General features: G+C 58.6%; 19 protein-coding genes. 14 read left to right on the top strand and 5 right to left on the bottom strand.

Translation table 11 applies throughout. From position 1 onward, the window contains the following. The first annotated feature begins 205 nt into the window (after positions 1–205). The 3 genes from AC07U5_RS09930 to AC07U5_RS09940 all read left to right on the top strand — a co-directional run bounded on the left by AC07U5_RS09930 (position 206) and on the right by AC07U5_RS09940 (position 2,127). Positions 206–904, top strand: coding sequence for a phosphatidylserine decarboxylase (locus AC07U5_RS09930; RefSeq protein ID WP_062437972.1), 699 nt, complete (start codon positions 206–208; stop codon positions 902–904). Between the two features lie 23 nt (positions 905–927). Next, a complete protein-coding gene (gene pssA, locus AC07U5_RS09935; RefSeq protein WP_494722898.1) occupies positions 928–1,788 on the top strand; it encodes a CDP-diacylglycerol--serine O-phosphatidyltransferase in 861 nt (286 codons plus the stop codon). A 204-nt stretch (positions 1,789–1,992) separates the two neighbouring features. After that, complete coding sequence (locus tag AC07U5_RS09940; RefSeq protein WP_272865808.1) at positions 1,993–2,127, top strand: hypothetical protein; 135 nt, start codon at positions 1,993–1,995, stop codon at positions 2,125–2,127. A gap of 114 nt (positions 2,128–2,241) precedes the next feature. Here the strand turns inward: AC07U5_RS09940 and AC07U5_RS09945 are convergent, their stop codons facing one another. Together AC07U5_RS09945 and AC07U5_RS09950 are read right to left on the bottom strand one after the other, a co-directional pair. Next, entirely contained in the window at positions 2,242–2,997 is a 756-nt protein-coding gene (locus tag AC07U5_RS09945) for an SOS response-associated peptidase (protein WP_494722899.1), read from the bottom strand. A gap of 4 nt (positions 2,998–3,001) precedes the next feature. Continuing rightward, complete coding sequence (locus AC07U5_RS09950) at positions 3,002–3,325, bottom strand: YnfA family protein (RefSeq protein ID WP_494722900.1); 324 nt, start codon at positions 3,323–3,325, stop codon at positions 3,002–3,004. Between the two features lie 148 nt (positions 3,326–3,473). On the opposite strand from AC07U5_RS09950, the gene AC07U5_RS09955 reads away from it, so the two are divergent. The 10 genes from AC07U5_RS09955 (at position 3,474) to AC07U5_RS10000 (ending at position 10,314) form a co-directional block, all read left to right on the top strand. Further along, the gene (locus AC07U5_RS09955) at positions 3,474–4,154 is read left to right on the top strand and encodes a glutathione S-transferase family protein (protein ID WP_343108841.1); all 681 of its coding nucleotides are present in this window, start codon (positions 3,474–3,476) and stop codon (positions 4,152–4,154) included. 36 nt (positions 4,155–4,190) lie between these two features. After that, positions 4,191–4,613 (top strand): NUDIX hydrolase, encoded by a 423-nt coding sequence (locus AC07U5_RS09960; RefSeq protein WP_494722901.1) that lies wholly within the window; start codon positions 4,191–4,193, stop codon positions 4,611–4,613. A 58-nt stretch (positions 4,614–4,671) separates the two neighbouring features. Further along, positions 4,672–5,097: a TIGR02301 family protein gene (locus tag AC07U5_RS09965; protein WP_494722902.1), complete on the top strand. Its 426-nt coding sequence runs from the start codon at positions 4,672–4,674 to the stop codon at positions 5,095–5,097. Positions 5,098–5,202: 105 nt separating this feature from the next. Next, positions 5,203–5,460, top strand: coding sequence for a hypothetical protein (locus AC07U5_RS09970; RefSeq protein ID WP_062425653.1), 258 nt, complete (start codon positions 5,203–5,205; stop codon positions 5,458–5,460). Positions 5,461–5,474: 14 nt separating this feature from the next. After that, on the top strand, positions 5,475–6,224 hold the full coding sequence (locus tag AC07U5_RS09975; protein WP_494722903.1) for a hypothetical protein: 750 nt from the start codon (positions 5,475–5,477) through the stop codon (positions 6,222–6,224). Between the two features lie 191 nt (positions 6,225–6,415). Further along, positions 6,416–7,264 (top strand): CAF17-like 4Fe-4S cluster assembly/insertion protein YgfZ, encoded by an 849-nt coding sequence (gene ygfZ / locus AC07U5_RS09980; RefSeq protein ID WP_494722904.1) that lies wholly within the window; start codon positions 6,416–6,418, stop codon positions 7,262–7,264. Positions 7,265–7,267: 3 nt separating this feature from the next. Then, complete coding sequence (locus AC07U5_RS09985) at positions 7,268–7,879, top strand: YfbR-like 5'-deoxynucleotidase (protein WP_427928976.1); 612 nt, start codon at positions 7,268–7,270, stop codon at positions 7,877–7,879. Next, positions 7,876–8,406, top strand: a complete 531-nt coding sequence (locus AC07U5_RS09990; protein WP_112518942.1) for a tyrosine phosphatase family protein — start codon at positions 7,876–7,878, stop codon at positions 8,404–8,406. Before AC07U5_RS09985 ends, AC07U5_RS09990 begins: the two co-directional genes overlap by 4 nt. A gap of 65 nt (positions 8,407–8,471) precedes the next feature. After that, complete coding sequence (locus AC07U5_RS09995; RefSeq protein ID WP_112518941.1) at positions 8,472–9,308, top strand: mechanosensitive ion channel family protein; 837 nt, start codon at positions 8,472–8,474, stop codon at positions 9,306–9,308. 64 nt (positions 9,309–9,372) lie between these two features. Then, positions 9,373–10,314, top strand: coding sequence for a bifunctional helix-turn-helix transcriptional regulator/GNAT family N-acetyltransferase (locus AC07U5_RS10000; protein ID WP_112518940.1), 942 nt, complete (start codon positions 9,373–9,375; stop codon positions 10,312–10,314). A 34-nt stretch (positions 10,315–10,348) separates the two neighbouring features. Here AC07U5_RS10000 and AC07U5_RS10005 read toward each other — a convergent pair whose 3' ends face one another. From AC07U5_RS10005 to AC07U5_RS10015, 3 genes are all read right to left on the bottom strand, one after another. Next, complete coding sequence (locus AC07U5_RS10005) at positions 10,349–11,167, bottom strand: ABC transporter permease (RefSeq protein WP_062437994.1); 819 nt, start codon at positions 11,165–11,167, stop codon at positions 10,349–10,351. Then, the gene (locus tag AC07U5_RS10010) at positions 11,164–11,952 is read right to left on the bottom strand and encodes an ABC transporter ATP-binding protein (protein WP_162692916.1); all 789 of its coding nucleotides are present in this window, start codon (positions 11,950–11,952) and stop codon (positions 11,164–11,166) included. Before AC07U5_RS10010 ends, AC07U5_RS10005 begins: the two co-directional genes overlap by 4 nt. A gap of 249 nt (positions 11,953–12,201) precedes the next feature. Continuing rightward, positions 12,202–13,191: an ABC transporter substrate-binding protein gene (locus AC07U5_RS10015; protein WP_376782018.1), complete on the bottom strand. Its 990-nt coding sequence runs from the start codon at positions 13,189–13,191 to the stop codon at positions 12,202–12,204. Between the two features lie 335 nt (positions 13,192–13,526). On the opposite strand from AC07U5_RS10015, the gene AC07U5_RS10020 reads away from it, so the two are divergent. Further along, the gene (locus AC07U5_RS10020; RefSeq protein WP_494722905.1) at positions 13,527–15,092 is read left to right on the top strand and encodes a VOC family protein; all 1,566 of its coding nucleotides are present in this window, start codon (positions 13,527–13,529) and stop codon (positions 15,090–15,092) included. The last annotated feature ends 6 nt before the right edge of the window (positions 15,093–15,098 follow it).

The raw sequence follows: 15,098 nt of genomic DNA on the forward strand, positions 1-15,098 counted from the left end.
GACGCGGTTTGCCTGTAGTCACCTATGCGTGTTTTGTCGCCTTGAGACGTGAATATTGTCGAGAAACGACTATATGGTGCATGTCTTGCAGGAACGAGCCAAGTTTTCGCCCTCGGGCGTGCAGGCAAATCGAGGTCCCAGTGGGAGCGCCCTTCTTGGCGCATATCGCAAAGGCCGATAAAGAAACTTCGGAGAAGAAAGACCAATGAACCTGTTCGATACCATTCGTAACACCCTCGTTCCGATCCACAAGGAAGGCTACATTTTTGTCGCCGCCTTCTTCGTGGCATCGCTGGTGCTCGGCTGGATCGCCGAACCTCTGTTCTGGATCGGCATGGTTCTGACCGCTTGGTGCGCCTACTTCTTCCGCGATCCTGAACGCGTCACGCCTCAGGATGATGAGCTGATCATCAGCCCGGCCGATGGCACCGTATCGGCTATCCAGACTGTGGTTCCGCCACTGGAACTGGAACTCGGCAAAGAGCCGATGGTACGCGTTTCAGTGTTCATGAACGTGTTCAACTGCCACGTGAACCGCTCGCCGGTACGTGGACGCATCGTCAATGTCGCCTATCGCCCGGGCCTCTTCCTCAATGCCGATCTCGACAAGGCATCCGAAGATAATGAGCGCAACGGTCTCGTGATCGAAACCGCACATGGCCGCGTCGGCGTCGTGCAGATTGCGGGCATGGTCGCGCGTCGCATCGTCTGCTGGGTCAAGCCGAACGAACCGGTCGATGCCGGTGAGCGCTTCGGTCTCATCCGCTTCGGTTCCCGCCTCGATATTTTCCTGCCGGAAGGTTTCTCTCCGCGGGTATCCGTCGGTCAAACGGCGATCGCCGGTGAAACCGTTCTCGCCGAATTCGGCTCTGCCAAGGGAGCCGTCATCAGCCGCCGCGGCTGATGACACATCAGGGAGAGCGTTCGATGGACGAGCCAGCGCCACAGCCAGGCATCAACGGCAAGCATGAGGTCAGCCAGGATAGTGGACGAGGCCCGAGGCTTCGCGAAATTCCGCTTCGTCTCGTCATCCCAAACCTTGTCACCGTGCTGGCGATCTGCGCTGGCCTCAGCGGCGTTCGCCTTGCCTTTGAAGGCCGCTTCGAGCTTGCAGTTGCCATGGTGCTGCTCGCCGCCTTCCTCGATGGCATCGACGGACGCCTGGCGCGCATGATGAAGGCGACGTCCAAGTTCGGCGCGCAGATGGATTCGCTGGCCGACATCGTCAATTTCGGCGTTGCCCCTGCCCTCGTCGTCTACGCCTATCTCCTTGATCAGGCCCGCTCGCTTGGCTGGATTGCAGCCCTTATCTACGTCATCGCCGCCGGGCTGCGCCTGGCGCGCTTCAATGTGATGATCGAGCGCGAGGTCAAGGCACCCTGGCAGAACGAGTTCTTCGTCGGTGTCCCCGCACCCATGGGGGCGATGCTGGTGCTGCTTCCCGTCTATATCGGTTTTATCGGCGTCGAGCCGAGCAGGACATTCGCTCACATCGCTGCCGCCTACACGGTGCTGATCGGTTACCTCCTGATCAGCCGCCTCCCCGTCTGGTCGGGTAAATCGGAAAGCCGTATCCGGCGCGATCTCGTGCTTCCAGCGATTCTGATCGTGGTGCTCTACGTGGCGCTCTTGATGAGCTTCACCTGGGAAATCCTGATCCTCACCGTGCTCGCCTATCTGACCTTCCTGCCCTTCAGTGCTCGTATCTGGCACAAGCGCTATGGAACGTTGACGATCGAAGAGCATGACCATGGTGACTGCGGCGACGGTCTCGACCGCGGCATCTGATTTTTGACGAGACTGGATCATTCTTGCCGTGACAACGGATGGTTTAACGTGCGTCTTTTTTCAGGCGATCCCGAACACGAAATGTCGCAGTCTGCAATTTTCAATTGATTGAATCCGCCTCGAATTCGTCACGATTGACCCCGAGAGAGCTTGTCAGAAAGGCCGACGAATCATGGGCCTGACAAGCGATCTGCGGAGGGTGGAATGACTGAAACGAAGAAAATCGAGATGCCGGCAAAGCCGGATTTGAAGGCGCATTATCAGCCGCTTGGCCTGAAGGCTGTGGCAGCTGCCGCCATGATGGTGGCGCGCAAACCCAAGCAGGCAAAGACTGCCTGATCTCTTTCATATTCAGCAGGCAATGTGGGGCCTGCCGACTTTGCAAGTGGCGCTTTTGGGCGCCATTTTCATTTTTGACGTCAGGGCGCAACCTGCAAGAAGCGTATCCGTTGTCTAAAACAACGACAGTTGCCCGCTCTTTTCCTTGACCGGAGCAAGAGGTGCTGCCTCCTCTACCGGTGCGATCAAATCAGGACCGACATTGGCGACCTTGTTCACCTTATCCGACACCGGGATCATTTCGAAAAAGTGCTCATCCGCTGCCCGCATCAGGCTTGAAACCTGGCGTGGCTCCTGCGTCTTGCAATCTAGCCAGCGGCTAAAATCCTCCGGCGCAATCACCACCGGCATCCGGTCATGGACGCGCGACATGGAGGTGTTGGCGGCGGTGGTGAGGATCGCGCCTGTATCGACTTCGGATCCATCTGCGGAGGACCATGTCTCCATCAATCCGGCGAAGGCAACAATGCCGCCGCGCTTTGGTCTGATGTAATAGGCCTGCGGCTTCCCGCCATCTTCTTTGGCCGGTCGCTTCCATTCGTAAAATCCGCTTGCCGGGATGAGGATGCGGCGGTGGCGCATGGCAGCGCGGAAGGAGGCCTTGCCGATGGCGGTTTCGGAGCGGGCATTGATCAAAAGCGGGAAGGTCTTGGGGTCTTTCACCCAACCCGGCATGAAGCCCCAGCGCACGAGCATGGCCTGACGGTTGGGCAGATTGCTTCCCAATTCCTGCCGTTCACCCTCGACGATGATGAGGATCGGCTGCGTCGGCGCGATGTTGAAACGCGGCGGAAAGTCCTCCAGCCCTATCAGGTCGAGATAGTCGGCAATCTCTTCCGGCGTGGCCTTCAAAACGAAGCGACCGCACATAAGCCTATCCTCTCGGCGCAAACAGAATGAGCGAGGCGCCAGCCAGGCAAACCACGCCGCCCGCCAGATCCCAACGATCCGGCGCATGACGTTCCACGATCCAAAGCCATAGCAACGACGCCACGATATAAATCCCGCCATAGGCAGCATAGGCCCGGCCAGCGGCCTCGGTCGGCACAAGCGTCAAAAGCCAGGCGAAAGCCGCAAGCGACACCATCCCAGGTATCAACCACGCCACCAATTTGCCCATGCGCAGCCACGCCCAAAAGGCAAAGCAGCCGGCAATTTCAGCAAGCGCTGCCATTGCGTAGACGAGAGGGAGTTTCATGCCTGTTTCCTGAACCTGCTTCCGGCAACATCTCGGTGGACTGTTCGAATCCGTCGGCGCATCATAGCGAAAAGCATGACCTTGGTGCATTTTCCTTCAGCCTTCCGAGCATCCAGCCACAGTTTCCTTCACCTCAAGGAGAGGTTACATGACCCTGAAGCTCTATATGCATCCCCTCTCGTCCTTCTGCCACAAGGTGCTTGTGGCGCTTTATGAAAACGGCACATCTTTTGAGTCGGTTATCGTCGATTTCTCCAATTCTGATTCAAGAGCGGCGTTCTTCGAGAAATCGCCGATGGGGAAGATGCCGGTGCTGCAGGATATGGAATCCAACGTAACGCTGCCGGAAAGCAGCATCATCATCGAGTATATCAACACCCACTATCCGGGTCATTGTGGCCTCCTGCCGCAAGACGCGGAAGAACAGCTCCAAGTGCGGCTCTGGGATCGGTTTCTCGACCTCTACATCCACCAGCCTATGCAACGTATTGTTGGGGAACGTCTGCGTCCCGAAGGTTCTCTCGACCCGCATGGCGTGTCCGAAGCGCATGCGACCATCGACAAGGCCTACGGCGTTCTCGAGCAGCACCTTGCAGGCCGCCAATGGGTTGCGAGCACGACGTTTTCGATGGCGGATTGCGCGGCCGTCCCGGCGCTCTTCTACGGGTCGATCGTTCATCCGTTCAATGATGACCTTAGAAACACCAGCGACTACTTCGAGCGGCTGGTTTCGCGGCTCTCCGTCAAGCGGGTCATTGATGAGGCGCGCCCCTATTTTCAGTATTTTCCCTATCGGGAGACGATGCCGCCACGTTTCCTGCAAGGTTGACTGCATAATAAGAAGCAGATTCTTGAAGGAAACCGCATGCTTCTTCCCCAGCCCGCATCTTCCGCCATCATCAAGCGTGGCGACCGATTGTTGCTGGTGCGTCGTATCAACCCGCCATCGCAGGATATGTTCGCCTTCCCGGGCGGCCGCGGCGAAGCTGGCGAGACACCGGCGGATACTGCCCTTCGCGAGTTGCAGGAGGAGACCGGGATCGTCGCCCGTCATCCACAGCTTTTCGCCACCTATGATCTGCCGTCGCGCGACAGCGCGGGGCAACTGACCAGCCACTTCCTGCTCTCGGTATTCCTGGTGGAAGCGGATGAGCAGGCCGCGGCCCTTGCTGCGGACGATGCGGCCGATGCGGGGTGGTTTACGCTGGAGGAAATACGCCGCCTTCCCGCACCCGAAAGTGTCGTCCAATGCGCAGAGCGCCTTTTAGGCCAGTTGCATGAACAGTAGAATCACAGCTATCTGGGCGAGGTGTGTCACGAGTCGATATTGGGTTGCGCGTAAAGTCATGGGTCGACGGGTTTGTTTTTTGTCAGCACTGTTGGTGAGCGTGGCCATGCCCGTTGCCTCCTATGCTGCCAGCCAAAAACCGCCGCAGCCTCCTGCACCGCCGCCTCAGGAAAGCAAGCCAGCACCCTATGACGACAAGCTGGCGCGGCTGTCGGAAATTCTGGGTGCGGTGCAATATCTGCGCACGCTATGCCCCTCCACAGGACCGCAGGAATGGCGCAAGGCGATGGGCGATATTCTGGCGGCGGATACGGCAAACGAGCCGCAGCGCAAGCAGCGAATGACCGCCGCATTCAACCGCGGATATCGCACCTTTGCTGCCGTCCATACCAGTTGCACACCTGCCGCACTCTCGGCAGAAGAGAAATACCGTAACGAAGGCGCAACACTCGCACAAGAAATCACGTCCCGCTTCGGAAATTAGAGGATTGTTAACCTCTTTTCGCCGTGGGGCGTGCCGTTTTGATAAAAGACTGTTAGAGTTGTTAACAGGGTGGTAACGACTTGAACGCCCTGTCGAGGATGAAATATGCAAACGAGCCGTAACGAAATCCACGATATGATCGCGCATGAAAAGATGCAGGTCGCTCTGGAACATCAAAACGAAGCCTGGGCCGATGGTATGGCCGATGGTATCGAGCCGGAGATCATCGCAGATGCCGCTATTGCCTTGGCCATGCGCGAAACCATTCGCATGCATGGAGAAGCCGGCGCAGAGGCCATGCTCGAATCACTGCGCCAGCGCATGCTCGCTGGCGAATTTTCCCCGCAGCGGATCATCCAGTAAGCGGGAGTTTATCGATGCTGTCTTTCCGTCATGACACCGCGCGGTCTTCCGCCGCGTTTGCTGCTGTTTTTTCTGCCGTGGTTTCCGCCACAGCCCTGCCGCACTCGGCCTTTGCTCTCTCTGAGTTGAAGCCCGGCCCAGGCGGCCAGACCGAACAGGCCCAGGCATCCGACGCGCCCAAGGTGTCGGAACCGGCGCAGGTCGACGAAGGCCCTGATGGCATTCCGATGCCGGATCCGTTGGTGAACCACCAGGGCGGCCAACAGCAGGCCGCACCAGAGCAAAACGATGCGCCGCAAATTTCCGCACAGATCGAGCATGATATCAGCAAGGCGCCAGAGCCGGTGCGTCGTCTGCGTCAGTTGATTATTGACGCGGCTTCCACCGGTGACATCGAAAAGCTGCGACCGCTGATCAATGCCGGTCCGAACCAGACACGCGTTGACGGCGAAGGAAACGATCCTATTGCTGCGCTGAAGAGCTTCTCCGGTGATCCGGAAGGGCTGGAAGTGCTGGCGATCATCCTCGACCTGCTCTCTACCGGCTACGCCCGTGTGGATGCCGGCACGCCGGATGAGATGTATGTCTTCCCCTACTTCGCTGGCAAGTCGCTCACCACGCTGACCAAGCCGGAAAAGGTGGACCTGCTGCGCATCATCACCGCCGGGGATCTGGCCGACATGCAGGAATACGGCAATTACAGCTTCTATCGCATCGGCATTTCACCCGACGGACAGTGGAAGTTTTTCGGCGCCGGCGACTGATCGGGCACCCGACCAGGTTCTAACGCTTGCCCTTGAGAAGCAAAAATCCTAACTCTAGAGCGTCCCTTTTTCTTGCTTTCGGGCCAACAGGGGACGCTCTCAGTTTTTGAAGCCACGCAGCGTGCTTTTGAGAAGATCGATCCCGATTTCAAGCCGATGCTGTGGGGTGAACCCAGCCGAACGGTAGTGCCATGTCCTGCGCCTTTTTAGCCACCCGTCGTTTTATCCGCATCGGCGGCGAAGCCGCGTCCGACTTCCTGCAAAATCTGATCACGACAGATCTGGAATTGCTTGGACCGACAGAAGCGCGCGCAGGCGCCCTGTTGACTCCGCAGGGGAAGATTCTGTTCGACTTTCTGGTTTCGCGTGACGGGACGGATTATCGCCTGGAGACGAGTGCGGACCAACAGGAAGCACTGCTGCGCCGTCTCACCATGTACAAGCTGCGCGCTGCCGTCGATCTCAAAGCCGAGGACATCGACGGCGTCAGCGTCTATTGGGACGAAGAGGCACCGAAGCACGCTGTCACCGACGGTCGCTTTGCCAAGGCCGGCGTAACGCTTTATCGCGTGCCTGGACAATCCGCCGATGGCGACGTTTCTGGTTATGATGCCCTGCGCATCGCCAGCGGAATCGCAGAGTCCGGGAGCGACTACACGCTTCAGGATGCCTTTCCGCATGATGTGCTGATGGATGTGAATGACGGCGTGTCCTTCAGAAAAGGCTGCTTTGTCGGACAGGAAGTCGTCTCGCGCATGAAACATCGCGGCACGGCGCGCCGGCGCGTCGTGCTTGTCTCTGCGGCGAGCACCCTTCCGCCTTCCGGCAGCGAGATCATGGCAGGCGGCAAACCGATGGGCGCCCTCGGCACCGTCATCGGCAACCAGGGCCTTGCCATCATCCGTGTCGACCGGGCTGCGGACGCCATGGCATCAGGCAGCGTGATGACCGCTGGGGACACGACTGTCACCGTCGCTCTGCCGGCCTGGACCGGCCTGAGCTTTCCTTCCGTCGATCCGCTTGCTGGCGCCGAGGATTAAGCGGTGGCACCTTCCAAGGCTCCGCGTGCATGGCAACGCATGCTGTCCGGCAGGCGTCTCGACCTTCTCGATCCCTCTCCTCTTGATGTCGAACTTGCCGATATCGCTCATGGTCTGGCGCGCGTGGCGCGTTGGAACGGGCAGACGCGTGGCGACCATGCATTCTCCGTGGCGCAGCATAGCCTCATCGTCGAAGCGATTTTCTGTCATCTGAACGCCTCCGCTTCGCCGGACGATATGCTGATGGCGCTGCTGCACGATGCGCCGGAATATGTGATCGGCGACATGATCTCTCCTTTCAAATCCGTCGTCGGCGGCGGCTACAAGAGTGTGGAAGCCCGGCTTGAAGCCGCCATCCACCTGCGCTTTTCGCTGCCGCCTCATCCCACACGAGAGCTGAAAGACCGCATCAAGAAGGCGGACACGGTCGCAGCCTTCTTCGAGGCGACGGAGCTTGCGGGTTTTTCGCTCGCGGAAGCCCAGAAATTCTTCGGCCTGCCGCGCGGCATCAGCCGCGACATGATCGCGATCGATCCGGTTCCGGCACTTGAGGCGCAACGCCGTTTCATCGAACGCTTCGAGGCAATCGAAGCGCTGCGCAAGGCTTCATCATGACTGCAATCGTCGTCTCGCCTCTCTCCCGCATCGGAGAAATGGCCGTGCGCCACAAGGCGCGTGAAATGATCACTCTGATTGCGAAGGAACAGGCCTTTCATCGCCCAGCCGTGATTGCTGCCGAGCGGCATCTGACGCTGCAGATGAACGACATCGCCTTCAAGGGGAACGATACGCTGATCGCGCCGGATGACGCCCATGTTCTGCGGCTGATCGAATTTGCCCGGGAATGGGATCAGTCAGTACCGCTTCTGATCCATTGCTGGATGGGCGTGTCCCGGTCGCCTGCAGCGGCCGTCGTCGCCGCACTTGCGCTCTACCCCGATCAGGATGAAACGGCGCTGGCACGGCGGCTTCGAACCGTGTCGCCTTATGCCACGCCCAATGCCCGCATCATCGAAATCGGCGACAGGCTGCTTGACCGAAAGGGTCAGTTGGTGAGCGCAATCAAGGCGATCGGCCGTGGTGCCGATACCGATGGGGACGTCCCCTTTGTCCTGCCGCTGACCGATATGGGCCCGATTTAGCGGGAACCCGAGCCGGGACCCATCGTTACCAATCCTGAAACCGCAAGATCATCAAGGGACGATCCATGGAACAACAGGCAACGGACATCATCGTGGCATCGCAGGCCGCGCTCAGGCAGGCGAGCGCCTTGGCGGTGCAATATTCCTTCTCCGTCATCGGCGCACTTATTCTTCTCATCATTGGCTGGCTGGCCGCGGCATTTCTTCAGCGCTGGGCGTTTCAGGGTCTTTCCCGCATTCGCGGCTTCGACGCGACGCTTGCCGGCTTCTTCGCAGGCGCCATCCGCTATGTGGTGCTCATTCTGGTCATGGTCATGGTGCTTGGCCAGTTCGGGGTTCAGACGGCTTCCATCCTCGCAGCACTCGGTGCCGCAGGTCTTGCCATCGGTCTGGCACTACAAGGCACGTTGCAGAATATCGCAGCTGGCATCATGCTGCTTGTCCTTCGTCCGTTTCGCGTCGGCGAGTATATCGAAACGAGTGCGGTCTCCGGCACCATCATCGAAATCGGCCTCTTTGCAACTGAGCTGAAGACCAGCGACGGTCTCTATCGCCTAGCGCCAAATTCGACGCTGTGGAACGTGCCAATCACCAATCACAGCCGTTTCCCAACCCGTCGCCACGAATTGAGCGTGACGGTGCCAAAGGGTGAGAGCATTGCCGAGACGCAGGACATGCTGCTGCAAATTGCTCGGGGTGACAGCCGCGTGCTGCTAGACCCGGCACCCGCCACATTCGTTGATACAGCCAGCGCCGATAGCGCGACCGTCAAATTGCGTTATTGGGCGCAGAGCTCAAACTGGTTTGCGACAACACGCGATATGACGAAGGCATTGAAGCTCGCTTTCGATGAGCGCGCTGCAAAGGTCCAGGCAGAAGAGGGATCTACCCCTACGCCCTGATCCTTGACACTGTCCAGACAATCAGAATAAGGTTGCATATTGCAACTAATCCCGGTTTTCCGTCATGGCGTCATCCGAACTGATTGTCGATGAGATACGTATCCACTCCCGCAAGATGGTGCGGGAGCTTGGTTTTACCGGTCGGGGCTTTGCAGGTACCGACCTGTCACCGTCATCCGTTCACGCTCTTCTGGAGATCGAAAAAGGCGATGTGGCAGCGCGTGACATTGGCGATGCTCTGCATATGGATAAATCGAGCGTCAGCAGAATGCTTCGCAAGCTGATCGATGCGGGCTGGGTGGCAGAAGACCCCGGCGAGACAGACAATCGGGTCAAAAGTCTCTCACTGACATCGGCCGGAAAAAGCCAGGTTGGCCAGATCAATCATTTTGCCCGGCAACAGGTGCGAGCTGCAATCGAGCGACTGACTCCGGAGCAGCGCCACATCGTCTCCAACGGCTTGCGTCTTTACGGCGAAGCGCTGGCCCAGACAAAAACGCCCGCCGCCATTTCCATCCAGTCGGGCTACAGGCCCGGGATCATGGCGCGAATCACGGAATTACACGCGCTTTTCTACGCCAGAACAGCGGGCTTTGGACAGGCATTCGAGTCTGTGGTCGCCGGCGGTCTGGCCGAGTTCGGATATCGTCTCGGCAACCCGAAAAACGCTATCTGGACGGCCATTCAAGACGGCCAGATCATCGGCTCCATCGCGATCGACGGTGAAGATATGGGGGAAGGAAAAGCGCATTTGCGCTGGTTCATCGTCGATGATTCAGCGCGAGGGAGCGGCGTTGGAAAACAGCTTCTCGACACCGCTCTCGCTTTTGTGGACGCTCGGAGATTCACAGAGACGCATCTTTGGACCTTTTCAGGTCTGGAGGCTGCCCGCCATCTCTATGAGAGCCGCAGCTTCAGTCTCGCCGAGGAGCGCCCTGGATCGCAATGGGGCAGCAAGGTTTTGGAGCAGAGGTTCGTCAGACCAGCAAAACCTGAGGGACGGTGAACCAACACCGCCTCACGTGCCCGCTCTCCCTGCTTCACTGTCCCATGGTGGAGCGGTGCGCCCAGCCGGTCATGCGTTTTTCCACCCAAGCCATGATGGCATACATGACGATGCCTTCGACCGCGAGCATGAGCAGGCCAGCGAACACCAGTGGTACGTTGAACTGGCTCTGGGCCGAACTCATCATGTTGCCGAGGCCATAGTTGGACGCCACAGTCTCGGACACGACGGAGCCGACGAAGGCAAGCGTGATGGCGATTTTCAGTGAGCCGAAGAAATAGGGCATGCAGCGCGGAATGCCGACTTTCAGCATGATGTCCATCTTCTTGGCGCCGAGCGCGCGCAGCACATCCTCGGTTTCCGGCTCGATGGTGGCAAGACCGGTCGCGACATTGACGACGATGGGGAAGAAGGAAATCAGGAAGGCCGTCAGCACGGCTGGCACCGTTCCGATGCCGAACCAGATGACGAGCACTGGAACAAGCGCCACTTTGGGGATGGCATTGAAGCCGATCATCAATGGATAGAGGCCTGCATAGATGGTTTTCGACCAACCTATGAAGAGGCCGATGCCAAGACCCGCGACCACCGCGATGGCAAAGCCGAGCGTCGTGGTATAGAGCGTCTGCAGCGAGTTTTTCCAGATCGGCGACCAATATTGCACGACCGCCTGCCCCACCCGGGTGGGTGATGGCAGCACGGTCTGCGGCATCTTCAGCGCATAGACCAGCAACTCCCAGGCGACGAAGAGCGCCAGCGTATAGAGCCATGGCGCTGCCTTGACCCAATTGACGCGGGCGATCAATGGCTTTGGTGGCGTTGCCACGACCTGGCCTTCGACAACCGCACTCATGCCGCTACCCTCGCCTGAGCGATTTCGCCGTGCAGTTCCTGAACCATGTCGTTGAAGCCTTTTTCATACATGAGGGACAGTTGGCGTGGGCGCTCGAATGGTACGCGGTGTTCCGCCAGCACCCTGCCCGGCCTTGCGCTCATCACGAAAATTTTGTCGGCCAGGAAGACTGCTTCACGCAGATCATGGGTGACGAGAATGATCGTCACGCGCTGGACCGCATGAAGATCGCGGATGACGCACCACAGTTCCTCACGGGTGAAGGCATCGAGAGCGCCGAACGGCTCGTCCAGCATCAAAAGTTCCGGCTCATGGATGAGCGCGCGGCAAAGATTGGCGCGCTGCTGCATACCGCCGGAAAGCTGCCACGGGTACTTCGATCCGAAGCCTTTCAGCCCGACGATCTCCAGCAGCCGTTCGGCTTTGGCGACATACTCCGCCTTATGGGCGCGCAGCCTGCGGCGGTGCTTCTCGACAATCTCCAGCGGCAGAAGGATGTTTTCAAGCGTGGTGCGCCACGGCAGCATGGTGGGGTTCTGGAAGGCCATGCCGACGATGGAGACCGGTTCGGTCACCTGCTTGCCGCCGACGATCACATTGCCACGCTGGGGAATGTGCAGCCCGGTCACGAGTTTCATCAGAGTCGATTTTCCGCAGCCCGATGGGCCGACCACGGCTGCGAATTCTCCGCGATCCACGGTAAGCGTCAGGTTCGAAACGGCGAGCGTTCCCGAAGCGCCGCCATAGCGCATGTCGACGCCGTCGATTTCCACCAGATGAGCCATATCTCCAAGTTCCTGTTATATTTCAAAATGCGTGATGGCCGCGCATGCGAGGGACGAACTCCATGGAGCGATCAGCCCCATCGATGGATGCTCCGGGTCGCGCCCGAGCATGACGAACGTTAAGTCGTCCTATTCTAAAGCGCGTCGCGATCTTTGAGATTCTCTGCTCGCGCTTTAGTCCTTGCTCATCGCATGTAGTCATCGCAAAACCGCTGCACAGTTTTGCGATGACCATGCTCTAGGCCGCCGTTATGGCAGCATGCGCTCTTCCTTGGGCGGCAGGTAGCTTGCGTCGAAAACCTGTTCAGCCTTGACGTTGCCCTTGAGGCCGATTGAAACCTTCAGCGTCTCCATGGATGCCGCAAGTCGTGCCGGATCGACGCCACCCATGCCGTTTTCGATCACGTAGGGCGTCTTGATGTTCATCGAATTTGCCATATTGAGGCGCTGCAATTCGATGTCAGGGTTCAGCGTTTCGTTGCGCTTCAGAACTGCAGCAACGCCTTCTTCCGGGTTCTTGACGGCATCGGCAAAGCCCTTGGCAAGCGCCTTGAGGAAGCCTTTCACCGCTTGCGGATTTTCTTTAGCAAAATCAGTGTTTACCAGCACGGCGTTGCCATAGAGATTCAAGCCATGCTCTGCCATCAGGATCGTGGCGATATCGTCGTCGGAGATGCCTTGCGCCTTCAGGTTCAGGATCACCGAGAAGGCGAAGCCGAAGACGGCATCGACATCACCCTTTGCCAGCATCGGTTCGCGCACCGGGAAGCCGATGGACTGGATCGTGATCTTGCTGTCATCGATCTTGGCGACTTCCTTGAACGCCTTCCACTGGGCGAAGGCGCCGTCCGGCGGCGGCGCACCAAGCTTCTTGCCTTCCAGCGACTTCGGGTCTTCCGTGACGCCCAAGGACTTGCGACCGACAACTGCGAAGGTCGGCCGCTCATAGACCATGTAAACGGCTTTCACCTTCTGTGTCGGATCTTCGTCGAGAAACTTCATGACGGAATTGATATCGCCGAAGCCCATCTGGTAGGCGCCGGTTGCAACCCGTGGAATGGCTTCGACGGAGCCGTTGCCGCTATCGATGGTGACATCCAGGCCCTCGGCCTTGAAATATCCCTTATCGAGCGCGAGCAGAAAGCCTGCGGACGGGCCTTCGAATTTCCAGTCGAGCGTGAATTTGATCGGCGTATCGGCGAAAGCTGCAATGGGTGCGACGGAGATGCCGGCAAACATGGATAAAGCGGCTAAAGCCGCTGTCTTTGAAAACAGCCTTCGCGTGAACATTCAGAAATTTTCCTCTGGAGGTTTTTTTGTGTCGTTGCCGTCATACAAACCAATTTCATTCCTAATAGCAAGAACTAATAGCTTATAAATTGCGCAAATTTTATTATGACTATTTTTTAATCTTGTTAGGCTTGGGCTTGAGGCATCTCGCCGATTGAATAGGCGAAACATAGATGTCGTACTGGCAGTGCTAAGGATATGAACACATCGTTCTTCCGCTCATGGATTGCGAAATCCACCGAGACGATGAAAATGGCAGCATCAACGACAGTCCGGAGAGACGCATGACATCGGCCCTTGGCATCCACCACATCACCATGATCACGCGGAAGGTTCAGGCAAATGTGGATTTCTATGCGGGTTTCCTCGGACTGCGACTTGTCAAGCGAACAGCCGGCTTCGAAGACGCCATGCAACTCCACCTGCTTTACGGCGACTATGCCGCCTCCCCCGGATCACTGATGACATTCCTTGTCTGGGAGGATGGCGGACAGGGGCGCGTCGGTTACGGCCAGACGCTGGAGGTGTCTCTGGCCATCGATCCAGCAGGCATCGGCTTCTGGCTCACGCGCGCCTTGCAGGCGGGCGTCCATACCGAAGGACCGATGGAAGAGTTCGGCGAGCCTGTCATCCGGCTGAAGGATCCGGACGGCATCATCATCAAGCTTGTCGGCACCGGCGTTTTTCCTGAAGCCCAGCCGCATGATGCGCCCGGCATTCCGCTGGAACACGCCATCCGCCGCATTCGTGGCGCTACTGTACTGAGCGAGGTACCGGAAGAGACCGAAAGCTTCCTCTCCAACTATTTCGGCTACGCGCGCCAGGACAAACAGGGCGCAATCCGCCGCATGTCGTCCGAAGCCGGCGACATTATTGACGTCCGCGATGCAACGGGCTTCTGGTCCAGTGCGCCGGGCACAGGCACCGTGGATCACATCGCCTTTCGCGCCAAGGACATGGATGAACTGGACGAGACGCTCAAGCGGCTGAAGTCCCTGAATTCTTCCACCACCAATGCACATGACCGGAAGTATTTTCACTCGCTCTATGTCCGTGAGCCGGGCGGCGTGCTGATTGAGATGGCAACCGACGCGCCGGGCATGACCATCGACGAGCCGCTGGAAAGGCTCGGCGAGGAACTGTTCATTCCGCCGCTTTTCATGCGCGACGAGGAAGACGTGCGCGTGGCGCTACCGCAATTTTCCATGCCGGGAGAGGAGCGCGTCATCTACCGCGACCTGCCCTTCATCCATCGTTTCCACACGCCTGCGGACTCTGATGGCAGCACCATTGTCCTGCTTCACGGTTCGGGCGGCAGCGAGACCAGCTTGATGGCACTGGCACATCGGGCCAATCCCAACGCCACGCTGCTCGGCGTTCGTGGCCGGAGCACTGAAGAAGATGTGGCGCGCTGGTTCCGGCGCTTTGGCGATCTCAACTTCGACCAGACGGATATTGCTGCTGAAGCCGAAGCCTTCGCCGCCTTCATGCAAGGCGCGATCCAGTCGTATGGCATTGATCGCGCCAAGTTGCGCTTCATCGGCCACTCCAACGGCGCCAACTTCCTTGCCGCCTTCTTCGCCCTCCACCCCGATTGGGCGGCCGATGCCTTGCTGCTTAGACCGATGCCGGTTCTGGAGCATTGGCCTGCCGTGGATTTAGCCTCCAAACACTTCCTGCTGGCTGCCGGAGAGACAGATCGCCATCGCGACAAGGCCCATGCGCTTGCCGACATTCTGAAAGGCAGCGGCGCCGATGTGGCAGTCAGGGTTCTGCCGAACAATCACGACCTTGGATTCGAAGACGTCGAACTGGCCAAGGAATGGATCGCGGCGCGCGCAGCCAATTAGGCGCCA

This window comes from Agrobacterium sp. GW821-FHT02D03 (genome assembly GCF_059421725.1).